The sequence below is a fragment of the Bradyrhizobium genosp. P genome, from assembly GCF_049949265.1.
Taxonomy (GTDB): domain Bacteria; phylum Pseudomonadota; class Alphaproteobacteria; order Rhizobiales; family Xanthobacteraceae; genus Bradyrhizobium.
In genome coordinates this window covers 4310116-4331984 of sequence record NZ_CP188195.1, presented here as the reverse complement: position 1 = coordinate 4331984, position 21869 = coordinate 4310116, and the positions used below count along the sequence as shown (strand labels likewise).

General features: G+C 60.7%; 11 protein-coding genes. 7 read left to right on the top strand and 4 right to left on the bottom strand.

The features are described 5' to 3' along the window. Positions 1-355 precede the first annotated feature (355 nt). Both ACP2YO_RS20930 and ACP2YO_RS20925 read left to right on the top strand, forming a co-directional pair. Positions 356-595, top strand: a complete 240-nt coding sequence (locus ACP2YO_RS20930; protein WP_426442492.1) for a hypothetical protein — start codon at positions 356-358, stop codon at positions 593-595. Between the two features lie 797 nt (positions 596-1392). After that, the gene (locus ACP2YO_RS20925; protein WP_426442491.1) at positions 1393-1920 is read left to right on the top strand and encodes a hypothetical protein; all 528 of its coding nucleotides are present in this window, start codon (positions 1393-1395) and stop codon (positions 1918-1920) included. A 488-nt stretch (positions 1921-2408) separates the two neighbouring features. Here the strand turns inward: ACP2YO_RS20925 and ACP2YO_RS20920 are convergent, their stop codons facing one another. Then, positions 2409-2669: a hypothetical protein gene (locus ACP2YO_RS20920; RefSeq protein WP_426442490.1), complete on the bottom strand. Its 261-nt coding sequence runs from the start codon at positions 2667-2669 to the stop codon at positions 2409-2411. A gap of 278 nt (positions 2670-2947) precedes the next feature. On the opposite strand from ACP2YO_RS20920, the gene ACP2YO_RS20915 reads away from it, so the two are divergent. The 4 genes from ACP2YO_RS20915 (at position 2948) to ACP2YO_RS20900 (ending at position 9636) form a co-directional block, all read left to right on the top strand. Next, positions 2948-4690, top strand: a complete 1743-nt coding sequence (locus ACP2YO_RS20915; RefSeq protein WP_426442489.1) for a TolC family outer membrane protein — start codon at positions 2948-2950, stop codon at positions 4688-4690. A gap of 276 nt (positions 4691-4966) precedes the next feature. Beyond that, positions 4967-7156 (top strand): type I secretion system permease/ATPase, encoded by a 2190-nt coding sequence (locus ACP2YO_RS20910; RefSeq protein ID WP_426443269.1) that lies wholly within the window; start codon positions 4967-4969, stop codon positions 7154-7156. Beyond that, positions 7143-8390 carry an HlyD family type I secretion periplasmic adaptor subunit gene (locus ACP2YO_RS20905; protein ID WP_426442488.1) on the top strand — a complete coding sequence of 416 codons (1248 nt, stop codon included), beginning with the start codon at positions 7143-7145 and terminating at the stop codon, positions 8388-8390. Before ACP2YO_RS20910 ends, ACP2YO_RS20905 begins: the two co-directional genes overlap by 14 nt. A 355-nt stretch (positions 8391-8745) precedes the next feature. After that, positions 8746-9636: a transglutaminase-like cysteine peptidase gene (locus ACP2YO_RS20900; protein WP_426442487.1), complete on the top strand. Its 891-nt coding sequence runs from the start codon at positions 8746-8748 to the stop codon at positions 9634-9636. Between the two features lie 288 nt (positions 9637-9924). Here ACP2YO_RS20900 and ACP2YO_RS20895 read toward each other — a convergent pair whose 3' ends face one another. Next, entirely contained in the window at positions 9925-19575 is a 9651-nt protein-coding gene (locus ACP2YO_RS20895) for a DUF7507 domain-containing protein (protein WP_426442486.1), read from the bottom strand. Positions 19576-19906: 331 nt separating this feature from the next. Here ACP2YO_RS20895 and ACP2YO_RS20890 point away from each other — a divergent pair, with 331 nt between their 5' ends. Further along, positions 19907-20332, top strand: coding sequence for a hypothetical protein (locus ACP2YO_RS20890; RefSeq protein WP_426442485.1), 426 nt, complete (start codon positions 19907-19909; stop codon positions 20330-20332). A gap of 109 nt (positions 20333-20441) precedes the next feature. Here ACP2YO_RS20890 and ACP2YO_RS20885 read toward each other — a convergent pair whose 3' ends face one another. Both ACP2YO_RS20885 and ACP2YO_RS20880 read right to left on the bottom strand, forming a co-directional pair. Further along, positions 20442-20963 (bottom strand): hypothetical protein, encoded by a 522-nt coding sequence (locus tag ACP2YO_RS20885; protein WP_426442484.1) that lies wholly within the window; start codon positions 20961-20963, stop codon positions 20442-20444. A gap of 283 nt (positions 20964-21246) precedes the next feature. Then, the gene (locus ACP2YO_RS20880) at positions 21247-21819 is read right to left on the bottom strand and encodes a DUF3617 domain-containing protein (RefSeq protein ID WP_426442483.1); all 573 of its coding nucleotides are present in this window, start codon (positions 21817-21819) and stop codon (positions 21247-21249) included. Between the last annotated feature and the right edge of the window lie 50 nt (positions 21820-21869).

Here is a 21869-nt window from a genome sequence, read left to right as displayed (position 1 = left end):
GGGCAGGATTTGCCGACAGTTTCGGTTCCAGGAAGCCGTCGAGACGCAGAACCCATTTCGCGAACGGCCCATAGCTCTTTCGGAGCTCGAGAAGGGTACGCTGCTGAACGTCCGGTGCGTGGTCCATAGCCCCAATTTAACGCTCACAAGTTGCGCCATACTTAAAATATCCACGGAATTAATGCGTCGGATGAATTGGGATCTGATCGGGCGCGGGTTCCGACTTTGGCATTTTAACTAGAATCGGTCATATTAATGCGCATTAATCCGTCGTTGCAGGCGGCACACTTTGCGCCCCCTACTCCAATCAATGTGCTGAAGTTCCGCTTTAAGAAACAAGGACAGTATCAAGAGCATGCTGACCGAGTTCGATCAAAATACCATTGCCAACATGACGGCCGCCCTGGATCACGTCTGCAAGAAAATCCCGGCGAGCAGCGACAGTAATGAACTACGAAAGCGCATTGCCGACGAACTCGTCCAGTGCGCCCGCTCGGGCAGACGAACGTTGATCGATCTGCAGGACGCCGGCCTCAAGGTCTTGAAACTGGCAGCGAAACCGCCTCGGTTCAGTTGGTTTAAGCTCATACGATAGGATTCTGTTGATGCCGAGAGAAGCCGCGGCGTGATCAATCGTCCGCAGGATGAGCCAGACTTGCGGCCCCCGGGGCCAATTGGCTGCGATTCTTTCCAGATATCAGGAGTGCAGCGGAGCTGCTTTGAACTGGGCCTGGCGATCGGCAACGGAAAAGGTTCGACCCACCGAACAAATATCAAAGGCTCCCCGGAAAATCTCGGTCGGTTTCTTGTGATCTGTCGTGCAAATTCACAGCTCGGTAACCGGTGCTCCGCCCCTGCTCCTTCATTCTGGCCGCTCAAGAAGCCACTTTCCCGAACCGCGAAGCACGCCGGAAACAAACGCGGCTTACCGTGCTATTATTAGGACGACAGGGGATTTGGTTATGTGGGCAATCATCGACGCACTGTATCGAGAGACTGCTGCCTGGCCCGCCTGCAGGAAATGCGAAAACTCGAGTTGGTAGAGTGATCTGAGCTCGGTGTGGGAAACGACCGGCAGGTCACCGAGACGATTTTGCTTGTCGGGGCGATAGAAGTGGTGATGTGAGCGGCGATTGGCGCCGCGCCCGGTCGCAGAAGGATTGGAGTCCACCAATCCACCGTGATGCAACGCCAGGTCAGTAAGCGGTTGCAACGATGGCAGAACCGTACCGGTCCTCAGAATTTCTCAGGCCGCGAGCTGCCACGATAACGCGAAAACCCTCAAGCTAGCGCACTCGCGCGCCAACGCAGCCTCTCCCCGCCCGCTGCCCTGCAATTGACATCCCAGGAACTCGACACCAGTCTTGGCGCTATTGCTTAGGGAGAGGGTATTTGATAGTGAGCCAGCGCTATATTGCAGCGCACCATGAAGCGGGGCACGCCGTTGTCGCGCTCGCGCTGTCGGTGACGCGCCTGCATGTCTCGATCGAGCCGATGGGAAACAGCCTTGGTCGGGTTGCCCATCATGGTTTGCCCCCACCGGACGACGATTCGGCGATGCTGATCGCTCTCGCGGGCCCGCTTGCGCAGAGGCGCTTGGCGCCGGAGTCGGAATGGCTCACCAGCGACTTCGCCAGTGTGGATCAGATCATCGCGAAGAGCGGGGGTACGACCGCGCAAAGGGACCAGCGTCTGAAATCGCTCTGCGAGCAAGCAGATCAGATGATCAACTATTTTTGGGACGACATAACGGTCACGGCGGAGACCCTGCTGAAGCGCAAGACCATGACCGGCGATGAAATTACGAACGCAATCCGCGCAGCGCGAAAGGAGAGCCGGCGCAGATGCCGCGCAGGTGACCCTCCCGCCTTCGCTTTGGGGCCCCCATGTCGTTCGTGCGCTCCCCCTCACTCTGATTAGTGGGTGTGCGCCTCGGGTTCGCGGTGCGAGAACAATATTCTCCAAAAGGACTGATCGACGGCTGTGGGAGCTTACGAGAGTTGATCGTTGTGTGAGCTAATTTAAAATTGGGGTGCTGCCACCGCGGAATTCCGCTCACGGCCCGAGAATGACGGGGTTCAATCGTGCGCTGGATAAGAAGGAGTTCGTAGAGCGAAACTGTCGCCCAGGCTTCAGATCGGGCACCCGGCAATTCCAAAATTCGGACAGTACCCGCGCGAGGCAGGCCCAGTCTCGACTACCCAGTGCCTCCTCAAGGCCGAGACGCCCTCCCGTTGCGGTCTGTGGCGTCGTGCAGACGCTTCAGTCCTCGGGTTGAGGGCCAGCCTGCGCGGCCGTCCGGTCGCTTCCATCTTCGGACCGGCGAGCACAGGCTGCGGCCTCGGTAAACTCCAGGACCAACTTCCGCTTGTCGGGGTCCTCGATTTTCGCGAAAGCTCTGATCAATCTCAAGGTTTCAAGTTCGTCGAGCCGAACGATCTTGGCAATTGAGCGCTCTCAAGATCGACCAATGCCGCTTCGACGAGGTCCAACTCTTCCTGCAGCGTTTCGTTGACGGCCGCCGGATTAAAGCCGGAAAAGCTGTGCAGGCGAATTTCACTCAGCAGCCGCTGGCGATGATCCCGGATATCTTCAAGCGATTGGCGGTCTTTTAGAAAAACGTAGCCTGCTATGATCTGTTCTATGGCTTTCATGGCAAAACGCTCCATACGGCAATCTCCGGACTAGATCTGTCGAGACACCGGCCGCCAAGCCTCTTCGTAGAGGATACGCGCCGCGTTGTTTTTGCGCTTTGATGGTCAGCACCTCGACGTCAACTAATATACACTAATTTAACTTAAATAGAGTTACGGTGCTATATTACCTCTCCACAGGCAGCTTGTGTCTGCGTGTGGCCGAAATGTCATAGGTGAATCTCCTGCCCTTTGTTAGGTTTCCACCAATCGATGGGGACTAATTTAATTCTACTCCACGGTTTGGGGGCATAATGAGGGGCGCTTACATAGCAACGGCAGGCCTGCTCTTGCTGGTGAACCCGGCCGCGGCCGAGACTTTCTCAATTAATGATGCCTTGCGGCAGACCGCCAAAACCAATCCGGGCGTCGGCGAAGCCTCGGCTAACCGGCGGGCGACGGAAAGCGAGATGCGGCAGACTCAGAGCACGCTGCTACCCCAGGTGCGTATTGATGCCAGCTACGGGCCAGAAAAATTCGATCAAAATTATGCGGGCACCGCGCCGATACCTGGATTGACGGCACCCGTGGCGGGAACGGGGCCGTGGCGGAATGGCAGCCAGGAATCGGTTGTCGTGCGACAACTGCTTTTTGACGGCTTCGCTTCGATCCACGATGTTTGGCGTCAAACGGCACGGGTCGACGCTGCCGCTGCCCGCGTCAAGGAAAGAACCGAGTTACTGGCCCTGGACGCCGCCGAAGCCTACGTCGACGTTACTCGTTATATGCGGCTGGTCAGCCTCGCTCAGCAGAACGTCGCCAACCACGATAAGATCTTCGCGAATGTGAATTCCCGCTTCTCGGGTGGCCGCGCCGGCGAAGGCGATTTGGAACAGTCGAGAGAGCGCGTTGAAAACGCTCGCGCAGCACTTGCGGAGTTCCAGCGAAGCCTCGAAGACGCCAGGGCGAAGTACCGGAAGGTGGTTGGCCTGGAGCCGATCAATCTCCGTTTCCCGGGTCCGCTCGCAGGAATGCCGGGCAGCCGCGACGAAGCCCTGGCGATTACCTTGCGATTCAATTCTACAATTGCGGCGGCTCAACATGACGTCGACGCAGCCAAACATGCGTTCCGGGTTACCGATGGCGCATTCGTTCCCAAGTTCTACCTTGAGGGACGAGCAACGCACTATGATAACTCGTTCCCATATGTTGCGGTCTCCGGTCTCCCCAGCGTCACCCACGAGGACTATAGCGGCAAGGTGGTCATGTCTTGGGACATCTTCCGGGGCGGTCAGGATGTCTGGAACAGGTCGGAAAAGGCGGAGCGCTTTACTGAGGCGACGGCGCGCCACGCGGGACTGCAACGCGATGCCTATGAATCAATCGACAAGGCATGGAACGGACGTACAATTACAGCGACACGCATTGCAGCGCTAACGCGTCAGCTGGACGCAGACAGGAAGACCATTGCGGCTTTCCAGAAAGAGTATGAGCTGGGCCAGCGCTCCCTGATAGATTTGTTGAACGCTCAGAATCAGTATTTCAATGCAGCCGTGTCGCTGACGTCCGCTCGCGGCGTGATCGTTTTCGCCGACTATCAATTGCTGGCGGCAATGGGGACCCTGATGGAATATCTGAAGGCTCCCCCGGCGGTTGACGCCGCGCCGGTTGATGTCCTTTCGTTCGGTCTTCCGGCCTACAAGCTTCCCACCCTTCGGGTGAATCTGCCGCAAACGGGTTCTGAGCCGCTCCGTACGGACGCCGTCACCGGTGGGTCCGCCCGCCCGGCGGCTGCGTATGCATCGGCCAATCCCAAGGTGGCTGATCCCCAGGTGGCCCAGGGTGGAGGCGAGGCCTTTGCAAACCGCTGGCCCCAGCCATCGCAAGCCTCGAACGTACCTGGCGCCGCGGGGTGGATAGCACAGCAAAAGGGTAGCAATGCTGACACGCCAACGGTGATATATGGAGATACGGCTGACGCGAGCGCGAATTCTTACGCTGCAACGCAAAAGCCGAATTGGCTGCTTTCAGCCTTCCCGGTGCCCCAGAAGCAATAATCGACTTTCGTAGCATTTTTGACAAAAGGGCCTCGAAACAGGGGCCCTTTCCATTATTAAATTAACTGTCAAATGAACGCGTTCGATTAGGCGCATGATCTTGTTTGCCTTTTATTGTATCCTGAAGTGGCTAGTCTCATTAAATTTTCAGCTTCTCTTTTGCGATCAAGGACTTCCAAATTGTTATTTCGAACGCCTAAACAGGCCCTCGAATCCAACCGACCCGCGCCGGACAAGTCGGATACGAAGGCAGCAACACCAAATCGGGTAAGCGTTCTGGGGGACGATCCCCTCAGCGCCTCCCTGGTCTATCTAGCCGCCTATCATGGCCGCGCGGTCAGTCGCGAGGCGTTGCTGGGAGGGCTCCCCATCCTCGATGGGCGGCTGTCGGTGGCGCTCTATGACCGCGCAGCCAGGCGTGCAGGCCTTGAGACCGAGGCCATCAAACGAGAAATTTCCGATATTCCAGCGCTGGTGCTTCCAGCCGTCTTGATCATGAAGGATGGCACCGCGCTGATCCTTCTCGGATTCGACGAGCAGCACAAAAGTGCCAAGATAGTCGATGCGCAGCGGAGTCCAAACACTCCCGAGATCCGCGAGCTGAGAGCTCTAACCGCCGATCATACCGGCTACACATTCCTGGTCAGGGCCGCGATCGAAGCCGATGCGCGAACCGTCGCGGCCGGCGAGCTGCCGCGGAATCATTGGTTCTGGTCTGTGGTCAAGAGCCACTGGCGCAGTTACGGGCACATCGCCATCTCCGCTTTCCTGATCAACATGATCGCGCTGTCGACGCCCCTGTTCATCATGAGCGTCTACGACCGTGTCGTCCCGAACGGCGCGATTCCCTCGCTGATCGCGCTCTCGATCGGGATGGGACTGGCGATCGCCTTCGATTTCCTGTTCCGCATGGTCCGAAGTCGCATGATCGATGTGACCGGAAAAACCGCCGACGTCGTCCTTGCCGCCAATATTTTCGAGCATGTGATGTCGGTGAAAATGGCGCAGCGGCCGACGTCAGTCGGCATCGTCGCCAATCAGATTCGCGATTTCGATTCGGTGCGGGAGTTTTTCACGTCGGGCGGCGTCGTATCCGCGACCGACTTGATCTTCGCCGTTCTGTTCGTGGGGGTCCTGTACATCATTGCCGGGCCGCTGGCGTTCATCCCGCTGCTCATGTTGCCTGTCATGGTGATCGTCGGCCTGGCGATGCAGCGCCCGCTCGACCGGGCCATGAAGCGGCTGCAGGCAGAATCTTCGGCGCGCCACGGCGTGCTCGTGGAATCTCTCGCCGGGCTCGAGACCGTTCGGGCGGTCGGCGCCGAAGGGCGGATGCAGACGATCTGGGAACGATCGGTCGCGGCTACTGCACGATCCGGAGAAGACGTGCATTTCTGGGCATCGCTCGCCTTGTCGGCTTCCACCGCCGCCCAGCAAATTACCAGTCTCCTGTTGATCGTCATCGGCGTCTTTCTCATTCTCGACGGCCACCTCACGGTCGGCGCGCTGGTCGCGGCGAATATGCTGGCCGGCCGCATCCTTGCGCCGATCGCGGGGATCACATCCGTGATCACCCGAGGCACGCAGACTTTCACTGCGCTCAAATCGATCGATCGAATCATGTCCCTGGAACGTGAACGATCGCCTCAGCGGACCTACGTTTCACGAAAGATCCAGGACGGCAGGATCGCTTTCGAGAACGTCAGCTTTGCCTATCCCAATGCCCCTGACGAGGCGCTCAGCAAGGTCTCGTTCAAGATCGAGGGCGGCGAGCGGATCGGCATCATTGGACGCGTTGGGTCGGGAAAGACGACCGTTGGGCGTCTTCTGCTCGGGTTCTACGAAGCCAAGGAAGGCCGCATCCTGATCGATGGCATCGACTCGCGGCAATATGATCCGTCGGATCTCCGTACGGGCATCGGATTCTCGATGCAGGATACCGACCTGTTCTTTGGGAAGCTGCGCGACAACATTGCGCTGGGCAAGCCGGAGGCAACTGACGAGGAAGTTATCGCCGCGGCGCGTCTGTCAGGGGTGGAAAGCTTCATTGCCGGACATCCGCTGGGATACGATATGCCCATTTCCGAAGGCGGACGCAGCCTGTCCGGCGGCCAGAAACAGGCCATCGGACTTGCCCGCATGCTGATCAGAAAACCCCAGGTATTGTTCCTGGACGAGCCGACGGCACACTTCGATGTACGCAGCGAAGGCGAGTTTCTGGAACGCCTCAAGGCGATCCGCAACGAACGGATGACGATTATCATTTCCACCCACCGGCTTTCACTGCTTAGCATGGTGGACCGGCTGCTGCTGTTTGATCAGGGCCGCCTGGTCGCCGATGGACCGCGCGACAAGGTTCTGGCGCTCTTACAGGGTAAACCCGCCGCGGGCCCTACGGTGAACCAGGGACCTGCGGGTTTTAACGCGTCGCCAACCGTGGTGCAGAAGCCCAATGCCGCAGTCTGATTTTGCCTTCGCCAATGATATCCGGGCGGCAGCAAGTCTGCGTACGCCGCGCACCTCGCGCATGTTGCTGCTGGCCTCCCTTGCTCTTCTTGTCGCATTTCTCGTCTGGGCACATTTTGCGATCCTGGACGAGGTCAAGCGCGGCAACGGCAAGGTCGTGCCGTCGCGACAGACCCAAGTGGTCCAAAGCCTCGAGGGCGGCATCGTCGGCGATATTCTGGTGCAGGAAGGGGCCATCGTTGAGCAGGGGCAGTCGCTGATGCGGATCGACGACACCAAGTTTGCATCCGAATTCGGTGAAATCAGGGAGCGCCGCGCGGCGATGGCTGCGCGTGTTGCGCGGCTTGAAGCCGAAGCGAGGGGACGCAGCGAGGTCGTATTTCCGGATCAACTGGATCAGGTGGTGCCGGCGGCGGTCGCCACCGAAACCAGCGTGTTCAAGATGCGGGCACAAAAGGTGGCTCAGGATATCGACGTGCTGAACCAGCAGGTTACCCGGCTCACCGGAACGCTCAAGCTGCTGGACCGTGAACTCGCCCTCACCCACAGGCTTTACGAGCAGAAGATTGTACCCGAGATCGAAATGTTGCGGCTGGACCGGCAAGCCACCGAAATGAGAGGCCAACTCGCCGAGTCGCAATCGAAGATCGCCAACATAACCGCCTCTTTTCGATCCCAAGCCGATGAGGATTTGGCCAAATCAAAAGCAGACCTCGCGGTCCTCGACGAGAATATCAAGTCTGCGCAAGATCGCGTCCGACGGACAGATCTGAGAGCTCCGGTGCACGGTATCGTTAACAAATTGAACGTGACCACGATCGGCGCGGTGGTGCAACCCGGCGCCAATTTGATGGATATCATTCCGCTCGACGATTCATTGTTGGTCGAGAGCCGTATTCGGCCTCAGGATATTGCCTTTATTCGTCCCGACCAGGATGCCGTCGTGAAGATCTCCGCGTATGATTCCTCGGTCTATGGCTCGCTGAAGGGCAAGGTCGAGCGCATCAGCGCCGATACCATTATCGACGACAAGGAAAAAACGGAGCGCCCGGAAACGTTCTATCGGGTCATGGTGCGGACTGAGAAGAACCACCTCGGCACAGACGAAAAGCCGTTGCCTATCATCCCCGGAATGGTTGCGACCGTGGAGGTCCTGACCGGCCAGAAATCGGTTCTCGATTATCTTCTCAAGCCGGCACGCACCTTGCGCAGCGACGCCCTACGCGAGCATTAAGGACGGCCCGATTTGCTTAATGGATCGTCTCTTTCGGCCCTCGATTTCGAATGATCCCGCAAACCTGCCGTTGACCGACTTTTCGGACATTCCCCTCGCCTCCCGCGCGCTTTAACGCCGCATAAGCGGCCGCGGCTGCACTCTCCATCCCGATAACAGATGGGGACGGCAGATCGACGCATAGACGTCGACGGCGTTCCTGACACGGGGGAGGTCATCCATGACACCGCGCTTGAAATTGCGTAAGCCGGGTTCACCTGCACTTGTTGCTACGCTCATTCTTTCGTTCGGTGCATGTTCGGTTTCACCGGCGGCGCGAGCGGCCGACGCGATCGCGGCTCACTCGAGAGAGCATATGCCCATCTCCGACGCCGGACCGGCGCGGCCGCCGGCGACGTTCTTCAGCATCGACGCAGTTCTTGCAAAGATTGACCGTCAAAACGGCCGCGGTCCGGGCGCGACGCGCCTTGCATCGCTTACTCCTTCAAACGTCGAAACCGACGCCCTGCCCGCGACCAAGGACGCGCCGCCGGTAGGGACCGAGCCGTTTGGCCTGTTCACGTTCCGCGCCCCTGACGGGATGCTTTGGCGAAAATGGCGTGGCCTCGAAGCTGACATGGCCAAGGAGCAAACTGTCCTGGATCGTTGCCGCGAAGACGCCAAGAGCTGCCCGCCCAACGCCGCGCAATTTCTGCGCCTGGTCGCTGCCGTCAAGTCGAAGTCCGGCCGGGCCCAGCTCGACGAGGTCAATCGCGGAGTCAACGCGGTCATCCGCTACGTCAGCGACTATGCTCAATTCGGTGAAGTTGACCGATGGAGCGCACCGCTGGCATCATTTGCAACTGCAAAAGGCGACTGTGAAGATTATGCAATCGCCAAATATGTGGCTCTGCAGGAGGCCGGCTTCCCGCGCGATGAATTGCGATTGGTGCTGGGCCGCGATCGTGCCGTTCGGCAGGATCATGCCGTCCTGGCCGCTCGCCTCGATGGCCGCTGGCTGATCCTGGATAACAGGCACTCGGAATTGAGCGAGGACTCCGAGGCTTCAAGCATTACGCCTCTGTTCACGATCGACCATCGCGGCGTCAAACTCCTTGCAGCCCCCTATGCTGCGCGCCCGCTACTCGCCGGCGAAACCGACGCAGCGCCCGCTGCCGCGGACACCAACAATGTTGGGGAATGGAATGGCTTGAATGAGCCGAACCGCGACATCCCCGAGCTGAACTCGCTACCGTTGTGGATGTGAGGTTGTGAGGTCCCGGCGATGAATAGTCCTCTGGACCTGCAGCGATCTGTTTTTGATCGTTGAGAACTTCGACGCGCCCTCTCCGCACGCCGCGGACTAACTCTAGGGGCGGCCGGTCACGAGCGAAGCCAAGCTACATCGACGACCGCTGCCGACGCTCTGGGACGAACTATGGACTAGCTGTGTCGAACAAGAGCAACGGCGCGGCGGTAGACACGCTGCCTTTGCTCCTGTGACGGCAATGCCAGAAGTCCCACCGAAGCACTCAGCTTGAGACCCGCTTTGCCATCAATGAACATGAATTTGCGCCGCCGTTGGCACGCCAGTGCCAAGGTGCGCAAGATCCACGGCATGCGCGGCAGTACCGTCCGGTGAATACCAAAGATCGTGATGGCTGGCGTCAATTGTTTGAATGAAGAAGCTGTTGTTCACGCCAGTGTTGCTGGGTGCTCCATTAAACAATTGCGATGCGGAAATGGCACCCGCTGTGCTGATGGTCTGTGCATTACCGAAGTTGATACTTTGGCTACCCACGTCCACCACAATTTCATCCGTAGACGAGAAATTGTTGATGGTGTCGTTGAGACTGCCGCCGGTACCCTGCAACGCAAAGATATCATGGCCACCTAGTGAGCCATTCAGAGTGTCGCTGCCAGTGCCGCCAACGAGGATATTGCCACTCCCCTGACCGGTAAGGATGTTACCCGAGCCTTCGCCAATCAGCAGGCTGCCGCCGGCGGCCAAACCAGTCAAAGAATTGCCACCAGCATTCGAGCCGACAGCATTTTGGATGTCGCTGAGCGTGTCGCCCACGCTCCAAACACCGCCGCCACTCACCGTGTCGGTCCCCAGATTGATCGTCACCGCGGACGGCGCGTTGGAATAATCAACGGTGTTACCGGTCCCCGTACCGGTAAACGTATCCGCATGGGCGCTGGCAACGAAAACGTCGCCGCCGGTGCCAGTCAACGTGTAGCCGCCACCGCCGTTTGCGGCTGTCAATGCAACAGAAAGATTGCCGCCGGTGGCCGTGTCGCCATCACCGTCAGTGATGGTTGGAGCGAAGGTCAGCGTGGTACCGGAGATCACGGTCGTCTCGTTGTAGGTCAACGATAGTGGATTGAACTTGGACGTTCCGGTGTTCTCGATATCCACCGTATAGAAATTCTGGAACGCGTTTGCTCCTGTTCCGACCCAGTCCGCTGCATCGACGTTGATCGTGATCTGGTGGGCGGCGTTGGGCGTCAGATTTATCGTTTCCGCAGCCAGCTGATGACCGAGGTTATCGAAGAGCGTCACCGTCGCCGTCTCAGTGACGGTTGCCTTTCCAGCAACCATCGAAACATCGCTTTGCTGCGACAGGAAATTGAACGAAAGAGTGCTATCCACCTGCAAATTGCTCTGATCGACACCGAATCCGTTCGTGTCTTTGAAAACCCTGTGGTCTGCCGGATTTGTGTCCGTTGTGGTGAAACCATCGATAATCAACGGAAATGCAGCGCTTGGAGCGGGGATGGCCCCGCTGCCATAGGCGCCGGTACCGGCAGGATTAACTTCGACGAACTCGCCATTGCCATTCGGGGTGGCTCCCGAGACGCTAAACGTCTGAGTACTCAGAAACGAATTGTTTTCCAGATCGAAAACATAAGTTCCATTTGCGTTCATCGATAGCGTGAAGAACGGATTTGCAGAAGCAGTCGAGTCAGTGAAGGCCAGCATCTCCCCTGTCTGGGTCGAAGCCGTGTAAGTCGTGTACTCATAGAACGTGTAGTTCGCCGGGCCAGTGACCGCGACTTGGAAGATCTCGTGACCACCAACTGTCGTGTGGGTGTCGGTCACCGTGAAGGTTTCGCCCGCGGGAGCTGTTCCCATTGCGATCCCGATTGCGTTAGTCAAATTCGGTCCGTCCGCATCGAAGTTCGGCTGCCAGGTACCGTGGGCATCCGTATTGATGACGTTCGGCATGACGACATTTTGGATGGCGCCGATCGACGGGGTGTCATCCACGATGGTGACTGATACTGCCCCCGGGTTCGACGTGTCATGAATCCCGTCAGTCTCCGCAATCACCTGGATGCCCGTCACCGAGATTGACACCGTCCCCGCTGGCCCCGTCGGCATCGGGAATGCATCCGTCAAGGTTGCGGTAATCGTCGGTGTGGCCGTGCCGCCGTAGGCAGCCGCCGTCGTGGTCCCGGAGATCGCCAGGATGATGCCAAGTGGACCAGTCAGCGAGCCAATATGCCCCTCCAATTGACCCGAACCATTGACATCCCAGAAGAAGTCCGCGCTCGGCAGTGTCGAGCCATTCACCACGATCCCGCTAACCGTGCCGAACACAATTCCCGTGATGTTGTCCGTCCCCGCCGTGAACGTGAGCAGGTTCCCAACACCGCTCTGTGCCGTCTCCGTCGTTGCCAGCGGGGTGGTGCCTGTTGTGATTGCCGCCTCGATGTCGTTGGGTTTTGGGACCGTGGACAGCGCCGCTTCGTACACCGTCAACGCTACGGCGCCGCTCTCGGTCGGCGCGTGCTGCTCGACCGGCGTCGACACCGTGAAACTCGAGGTCACGCCCTGGGTGTCGGTCACCGTCGCCGTGTTGACGATCGGCGTGCCGGCATTGATCTCGGCCTGGGTGGCGACCACGCTGCCGGTCAGCGTCTCGCTCTGGCCCGGCGCCAGCGTCGTCAGGCTGACCTGCAGGTTCGGATCATTCGGATCGCTCACCGTCACGCCGGTCAGCGTCTCGTTGCCGGTGTTGGTGACGACCACGCTGTAGTTGATCAACTGCCCGGCCTGATCGACCGTATTCGCAGGGTCGGTGTTGCCGGGGAAGCTCGGCGTCGTCGTGAACGACTTGACCAGCGACACAGCCGCATGGTCCTCGACCGGCGTCGACACCGTGAAACTCGAGGTCACGCCCTGGGTGTCGGTCACCGTCGCCGTGTTGACGATCGGCGTGTCGGCATTGATCTCGGCCTGGGTGGCGACCACGCTGCCGGTCAGCGTCTCGCTCTGGCCCGGCGCCAGCGTCGTCAGGCTGACCTGCAGGTTCGGATCGTTCGGATCGCTCACCGTCACGCCGGTCAGCGTCTCGTTGCCGGTGTTGGTGACGACCACGCTGTAGTTGATCAACTGCCCGGCCTGATCGACCGTATTCGCAGGGTCGGTGTTGCCGGGGAAGCTCGGCGTCGTCGTGAACGACTTGACCAGCGACACAGCCGCATGGTCCTCGACCGGCGTCGACACCGTGAAACTCGAGGTCACGCCCTGGGTGTCGGTCACCGTCGCCGTGTTGACGATCGGCGTGCCGGCATTGATCTCGGCCTGGGTGGCGACCACGCTGCCGGTCAGCGTCTCGCTCTGGCCCGGCGCCAGCGTCGTCAGGCTGACCTGCAGGTTCGGATCGTTCGGATCGCTCACCGTCACGCCGGTCAGCGTCTCGTTGCCGGTGTTGGTGACGACCACGCTGTAGTTGATCAACTGCCCGGCCTGATCGACCGTATTCGCAGGGTCGGTGTTGCCGGGGAAGCTCGGCGTCGTCGTGAACGACTTGACCAGCGACACAGCCGCATGGTCCTCGACCGGCGTCGACACCGTGAAACTCGAGGTCACGCCCTGGGTGTCGGTCACCGTCGCCGTGTTGACGATCGGCGTGCCGGCATTGATCTCGGCCTGGGTGGCGACCACGCTGCCGGTCAGCGTCTCGCTCTGGCCCGGCGCCAGCGTCGTCAGGCTGACCTGCAGGTTCGGATCATTCGGATCGCTCACCGTCACGCCGGTCAGCGTCTCGTTGCCGGTGTTGGTGACGACCACGCTGTAGTTGATCAACTGCCCGGCCTGATCGACCGTATTCGCAGGGTCGGTGTTGCCGGGGAAGCTCGGCGTCGTCGTGAACGACTTGACCAGCGACACAGCCGCATGGTCCTCGACCGGCGTCGACACCGTGAAACTCGAGGTCACGCCCTGGGTGTCGGTCACCGTCGCCGTGTTGACGATCGGCGTGTCGGCATTGATCTCGGCCTGGGTGGCGACCACGCTGCCGGTCAGCGTCTCGCTCTGGCCCGGCGCCAGCGTCGTCAGGCTGACCTGCAGGTTCGGATCGTTCGGATCGCTCACCGTCACGCCGGTCAGCGTCTCGTTGCCGGTGTTGGTGACGACCACGCTGTAGTTGATCAACTGCCCGGCCTGATCGACCGTATTCGCAGGGTCGGTGTTGCCGGGGAAGCTCGGCGTCGTCGTGAACGACTTGACCAGCGACACAGCCGCATGGTCCTCGACCGGCGTCGACACCGTGAAACTCGAGGTCACGCCCTGGGTGTCGGTCACCGTCGCCGTGTTGACGATCGGCGTGCCGGCATTGATCTCGGCCTGGGTGGCGACCACGCTGCCGGTCAGCGTCTCGCTCTGGCCCGGCGCCAGCGTCGTCAGGCTGACCTGCAGGTTCGGATCATTCGGATCGCTCACCGTCACACCGGTCAGCGTCTCGTTGCCGGTGTTGGTGACAACCACGCTGTAGTTGATCAACTGCCCGGCCTGATCGACCGTATTCGCAGGGTCGGTGTTGCCGGGGAAGCTCGGCGTCGTCGTGAACGACTTGACCAGCGACACAGCCGCATGGTCCTCGACCGGCGTCGACACCGTGAAACTCGAGGTCACGCCCTGGGTGTCGGTCACCGTCGCCGTGTTGACGATCGGCGTGCCGGCATTGATCTCGGCCTGGGTGGCGACCACGCTGCCGGTCAGCGTCTCGCTCTGGCCCGGCGCCAGCGTCGTCAGGCTGACCTGCAGGTTCGGATCATTCGGATCGCTCACCGTCACGCCGGTCAGCGTCTCGTTGCCGGTGTTGGTGACGACCACGCTGTAGTTGATCAACTGCCCGGCCTGATCGACCGTATTCGCAGGGTCGGTGTTGCCGGGGAAGCTCGGCGTCGTCGTGAACGACTTGACCAGCGACACAGCCGCATGGTCCTCGACCGGCGTCGACACCGTGAAACTCGAGGTCACGCCCTGGGTGTCGGTCACCGTCGCCGTGTTGACGATCGGCGTGCCGGCATTGATCTCGGCCTGGGTGGCGACCACGCTGCCGGTCAGCGTCTCGCTCTGGCCCGGCGCCAGCGTCGTCAGGCTGACCTGCAGGTTCGGATCGTTCGGATCGCTCACCGTCACGCCGGTCAGCGTCTCGTTGCCGGTGTTGGTGACGACCACGCTGTAGTTGATCAACTGCCCGGCCTGATCGACCGTATTCGCAGGGTCGGTGTTGCCGGGGAAGCTCGGCGTCGTCGTGAACGACTTGACCAGCGACACAGCCGCATGGTCCTCGACCGGCGTCGACACCGTGAAACTCGAGGTCACGCCCTGGGTGTCGGTCACCGTCGCCGTGTTGACGATCGGCGTGCCGGCATTGATCTCGGCCTGGGTGGCGACCACGCTGCCGGTCAGCGTCTCGCTCTGGCCCGGCGCCAGCGTCGTCAGGCTGACCTGCAGGTTCGGATCATTCGGATCGCTCACCGTCACGCCGGTCAGCGTCTCGTTGCCGGTGTTGGTGACGACCACGCTGTAGTTGATCAACTGCCCGGCCTGATCGACCGTATTCGCAGGGTCGGTGTTGCCGGGGAAGCTCGGCGTCGTCGTGAACGACTTGACCAGCGACACAGCCGCATGGTCCTCGACCGGCGTCGACACCGTGAAACTCGAGGTCACGCCCTGGGTGTCGGTCACCGTCGCCGTGTTGACGATCGGCGTGTCGGCATTGATCTCGGCCTGGGTGGCGACCACGCTGCCGGTCAGCGTCTCGCTCTGGCCCGGCGCCAGCGTCGTCAGGCTGACCTGCAGGTTCGGATCGTTCGGATCGCTCACCGTCACGCCGGTCAGCGTCTCGTTGCCGGTGTTGGTGACGACCACGCTGTAGTTGATCAACTGCCCGGCCTGATCGACCGTATTCGCAGGGTCGGTGTTGCCGGGGAAGCTCGGCGTCGTCGTGAACGACTTGACCAGCGACACAGCCGCATGGTCCTCGACCGGCGTCGACACCGTGAAACTCGAGGTCACGCCCTGGGTGTCGGTCACCGTCGCCGTGTTGACGATCGGCGTGCCGGCATTGATCTCGGCCTGGGTGGCGACCACGCTGCCGGTCAGCGTCTCGCTCTGGCCCGGCGCCAGCGTCGTCAGGCTGACCTGCAGGTTCGGATCGTTCGGATCGCTCACCGTCACGCCGGTCAGCGTCTCGTTGCCGGTGTTGGTGACGACCACGCTGTAGTTGATCAACTGCCCGGCCTGATCGACCGTATTCGCAGGGTCGGTGTTGCCGGGGAAGCTCGGCGTCGTCGTGAACGACTTGACCAGCGACACAGCCGCATGGTCCTCGACCGGCGTCGACACCGTGAAACTCGAGGTCACGCCCTGGGTGTCGGTCACCGTCGCCGTGTTGACGATCGGCGTGCCGGCATTGATCTCGGCCTGGGTGGCGACCACGCTGCCGGTCAGCGTCTCGCTCTGGCCCGGCGCCAGCGTCGTCAGGCTGACCTGCAGGTTCGGATCATTCGGATCGCTCACCGTCACGCCGGTCAGCGTCTCGTTGCCGGTGTTGGTGACGACCACGCTGTAGTTGATCAACTGCCCGGCCTGATCGACCGTATTCGCAGGGTCGGTGTTGCCGGGGAAGCTCGGCGTCGTCGTGAACGACTTGACCAGCGACACAGCCGCATGGTCCTCGACCGGCGTCGACACCGTGAAACTCGAGGTCACGCCCTGGGTGTCGGTCACCGTCGCCGTGTTGACGATCGGCGTGTCGGCATTGATCTCGGCCTGGGTGGCGACCACGCTGCCGGTCAGCGTCTCGCTCTGGCCCGGCGCCAGCGTCGTCAGGCTGACCTGCAGGTTCGGATCGTTCGGATCGCTCACCGTCACGCCGGTCAGCGTCTCGTTGCCGGTGTTGGTGACGACCACGCTGTAGTTGATCAACTGCCCGGCCTGATCGACCGTATTCGCAGGGTCGGTGTTGCCGGGGAAGCTCGGCGTCGTCGTGAACGACTTGACCAGCGACACAGCCGCATGGTCCTCGACCGGCGTCGACACCGTGAAACTCGAGGTCACGCCCTGGGTGTCGGTCACCGTCGCCGTGTTGACGATCGGCGTGCCGGCATTGATCTCGGCCTGGGTGGCGACCACGCTGCCGGTCAGCGTCTCGCTCTGGCCCGGCGCCAGCGTCGTCAGGCTGACCTGCAGGTTCGGATCATTCGGATCGCTCACCGTCACGCCGGTCAGCGTCTCGTTGCCGGTGTTGGTGACAACCACGCTGTAGTTGATCAACTGCCCGGCCTGATCGACCGTATTCGCAGGGTCGGTGTTGCCGGGGAAGCTCGGCGTCGTCGTGAACGACTTGACCAGCGACACAGCCGCATGGTCCTCGACCGGCGTCGACACCGTGAAACTCGAGGTCACGCCCTGGGTGTCGGTCACCGTCGCCGTGTTGACGATCGGCGTGCCGGCATTGATCTCGGCCTGGGTGGCGACCACGCTGCCGGTCAGCGTCTCGCTCTGGCCCGGCGCCAGCGTCGTCAGGCTGACCTGCAGGTTCGGATCATTCGGATCGCTCACCGTCACGCCGGTCAGCGTCTCGTTGCCGGTGTTGGTGACGACCACGCTGTAGTTGATCAACTGCCCGGCCTGATCGACCGTATTCGCAGGGTCGGTGTTGCCGGGGAAGCTCGGCGTCGTCGTGAACGACTTGACCAGCGACACAGCCGCATGGTCCTCGACCGGCGTCGACACCGTGAAACTCGAGGTCACGCCCTGGGTGTCGGTCACCGTCGCCGTGTTGACGATCGGCGTGTCGGCATTGATCTCGGCCTGGGTGGCGACCACGCTGCCGGTCAGCGTCTCGCTCTGGCCCGGCGCCAGCGTCGTCAGGCTGACCTGCAGGTTCGGATCGTTCGGATCGCTCACCGTCACGCCGGTCAGCGTCTCGTTGCCGGTGTTGGTGACGACCACGCTGTAGTTGATCAACTGCCCGGCCTGATCGACCGTATTCGCAGGGTCGGTGTTGCCGGGGAAGCTCGGCGTCGTCGTGAACGACTTGACCAGCGACACAGCCGCATGGTCCTCGACCGGCGTCGACACCGTGAAACTCGAGGTCACGCCCTGGGTGTCGGTCACCGTCGCCGTGTTGACGATCGGCGTGCCGGCATTGATCTCGGCCTGGGTGGCGACCACGCTGCCGGTCAGCGTCTCGCTCTGGCCCGGCGCCAGCGTCGTCAGGCTGACCTGCAGGTTCGGATCGTTCGGATCGCTCACCGTCACGCCGGTCAGCGTCTCGTTGCCGGTGTTGGTGACGACCACGCTGTAGTTGATCAACTGCCCGGCCTGATCGACCGTATTCGCAGGGTCGGTGTTGCCGGGGAAGCTCGGCGTCGTCGTGAACGACTTGACCAGCGACACAGCCGCATGGTCCTCGACCGGCGTCGACACCGTGAAACTCGAGGTCACGCCCTGGGTGTCGGTCACCGTCGCCGTGTTGACGATCGGCGTGCCGGCATTGATCTCGGCCTGGGTGGCGACCACGCTGCCGGTCAGCGTCTCGCTCTGGCCCGGCGCCAGCGTCGTCAGGCTGACCTGCAGGTTCGGATCATTCGGATCGCTCACCGTCACGCCGGTCAGCGTCTCGTTGCCGGTGTTGGTGACAACCACGCTGTAGTTGATCAACTGCCCGGCCTGATCGACCGTATTCGCAGGGTCGGTGTTGCCGGGGAAGCTCGGCGTCGTCGTGAACGACTTGACCAGCGACACAGCCGCATGGTCCTCGACCGGCGTCGACACCGTGAAACTCGAGGTCACGCCCTGGGTGTCGGTCACCGTCGCCGTGTTGACGATCGGCGTGCCGGCATTGATCTCGGCCTGGGTGGCGACCACGCTGCCGGTCAGCGTCTCGCTCTGGCCCGGCGCCAGCGTCGTCAGGCTGACCTGCAGGTTCGGATCATTCGGATCGCTCACCGTCACGCCGGTCAGCGTCTCGTTGCCGGTGTTGGTGACGACCACGCTGTAGTTGATCAACTGCCCGGCCTGATCCGCCTGACCCGCATCTGCTGGATCGGTCGGCGCCGTCGTGAAGCTCTTGACAATCGACACGCCTGGAATCTGATCGATTTGCGTCGTCACCGTCGAAGCGCCAGCGACGCCCTGGCTATCGGTCAGCGTGGCCGTGTTGACGATCGCCTTGCCGGCATCGATCTCGGCCTGCGTCACAATATGGGTGCCGGTCAGCGTCTCGCTCGCGCCAACCGCCAGCGTCGTCGAGCCGCCCGTTAGGATGTTGCCCTGCGAGTCCGTCACCGTCATGCCGGTCAGCGTCTCGTTGCCGGTGTTGGTCACAACCACTTTGTAGCCGATCACCTGCCCGGCGTGATCCGCCTGGCCTGCATCTGCCGGATCGGTCGGCGTCGTGGTGAAGCTCTTGACGATCGTTGCGTTGGCTACAGTCAACGTCGTGATCGGGATTATACCTGTCGGTAACTCGATGACAAAGTTGGGCAACACTTCCGGCGGAGCCAACTGATTGGTCGGCACAGGCGGCAGTGGGTCGACCAACGCGTCACTGAAGTGCGCACCGCTCGCTTGGGCGTTCGCATTTGAGGCGCCGCCGTTGTCGGCTGCGGGCAATACCGACGAATCCGTGGTGATCGGGAACAGGCTTACAAAATCGCTGACCGAGACCTCGCGACCGGGCGTTGTTTCAATCGTGAGATTCTGCAGCGCGTCGTGTCGGGAATCGAAGAACGGCTCGACCGTTACGGTCGAGTTGTTGTCGAACAGAATGATGAGCTTTTCGCCGATGTGGACGAGCGTGATTTTCTCTTTGGCGATCCCGGAGAAATCAACCTTGACCTTCTGGTCGTATCCCAGATTGACAGTAACCGCTTGATCGGTGAGCGGCTTCGTCAATGTAAAAATTCGCGGAGGAGCCGAACTGTTGGAATTCCCGGTGCCGGTAGCCTGAGCAACCCGAAATTGAGAGTTCATAATGTTTAGCTCCGCCAGACCATAAATTCTGTTGAATTCGATTTGCAGAAATTTTAGCGATAAATTTTGCGTTTAAGGTATTGTTAACGCTGGCGACGGTCAAGAAATGTGTTTGGTTAATCAATCCTTTCGGCGGGATGTGGTAAAGGGGAGACAGACCGACTTGTCAGAACAAGAGGTTAGCCAATATTGATGCGTTGGCTGGCGCTTGCGCGCCCCATTCTGTTAACCATCCGAGCATTTGGAGCCGTCGATGCGGTCAATCTATCGGACGTGCGCCGTGGCCGTCCTTGCTGGATTCGTTGGCGCGGCATCCGCCCAGGCCCCGACGCAGACGACCGTCGAGCGCTCAGTCCGCGCGCTCCCAAACAGGGACACCCAGATCGGCATTTACTTGAACGTGCTGCCGGACTGCACGTCGGGTCCACTGCCGACCATTCGGTTGGTCAGTCCGCCGGCCGCCGGAAAGGTGGTCGTCAAGACCGGGAAAGCGAAAGCCACCAACTACAAGGCTTGCCTGGCGCTCGAAGTGCCGGCCTACGTCGCGTTTTACAAATCGCCGCCGGAATTCCTCGGCGACGACACCTTCACCCTCGAGGTCAAATATGCGGGCGGACGCGCGGAGATTCAGAAATTCACCGTCAAGGTGAGCGGCCCCGGGACCCAGCAGAAGATCTGAGCGCCACGCGACCGGCAGCAAGCGCGAGATTCGCGATCTAAGCTTCGAGCTCAAGGTATTAAATTGCCATCATTTGAGCCGATGCGGGTCCTAGGGATCGACTCGGCCGTCAGTGCTCGATGGTCAAATCAACAGACTGGGCGAGCGCGGCGCCATCCTCCCGGCAGTCACCAATCCTTTGAGCGACCACAAGATCAGTTCTCGGAAGCCGACCCACGGAAAGCTGATTGACTTCCGTATAGGCCCCCTCGCTTTGCACCGTTATGACGGTGCTGACCGGCCCCATATAGTCGCAGCGATTGGAGAAGATGAACCGGTTATTGACCTTCTCAGGCTTCGCGGAGTGACAGTTTCCAACCGGCGCGGACGAAAAAGTCGCCTTCATCGCCACGGTTGGATCAACGCACCGCGTCATCTCTTGTTCGATCAGCTTCTGTCGCACGTTTGAATGCGTGACGATCTCCAGCGTTCGCACGAACCGCCACATTCCCCTTCGAAAGGTCGGACCGCCGAACCCCTCGTCGGCCTGGGCTTGGGGCACAAGCACGAGCGCCGCAATGAACGATGCGACCATGACGCGGAGACAGTGAGCGACGATTTTTGACTGAGCCAAGTCGCTACCCGCGGTCATTTTCGATTTTCCCCATTGCCTGATCCGAGCAGCCAGTTCCGGCAGCTATAGACGATCATTCGGGGCCCTGCGCTAAATCCAGGTTAACGAACGGCGCTTGGGCTTCGGCCTGGTAAACAAGGGCGTAAGATGCTCACCCAGGCCGAAAGCCGCCAAGCCATTCGAACGCGACGGCCTGCGAGATGAGCGCCCCTGCCATGGCATTTGCGTAGCGAGCGCTGAGGGCCGGGCCATAGCCTTGCCGCCCTACCCCGTCTTGCGGGATTTGCGATCAGCGAGCATCTCAGTGCTGCCAGGACGACACGGAAGATGTAGTCAAGCCGCTCGTCTTCTCATCGCTACAATCCCCAATTCTCGTTGCGACGACGAGATCGGTTTTTGGATGATCGCCTTCGCTGACTTCGTTGACCTCGGTGTAGGCCTCATCGCTTTGCACCGTTATGATGGTGCTGACCGCCCCCAAATAATCGCACCTGTGGGCGAACGTATATTTGTTACCGACCTTTTCAGGCCTGTCCGAAACGCAGCTGCCGACAGGTGCCGTAGAGAAGGTTGCCTTCATCGCCTGGGTTGGATCGACGCAGCGGGTCATATCCCCGTTGACCAATCTGTACTTGATGTTCTTGTTTGCGTCCCTGACGACATCAAGCGTCCGGATGAAATGCCAGAGACCCTTGCGAAAGCTCGGTCCACCGAATTCCGCTTCAGCATGGGCTTGAGGCGCGTGGCCGGCAGCAACCTGGCCTTGAGAGGACGGAGACTGCGCTTGGGCCGAGAACGGTACCATAACGATCAATGCGACGAGGACGTAAGCGCCTCGGAATTTCGTGCAAGCAACGTGATTTCGGAAGTTCATTCCCTGCCCCCATGCCCGCCAATTTTGGATAAAACGGGCCGCTAAGAATC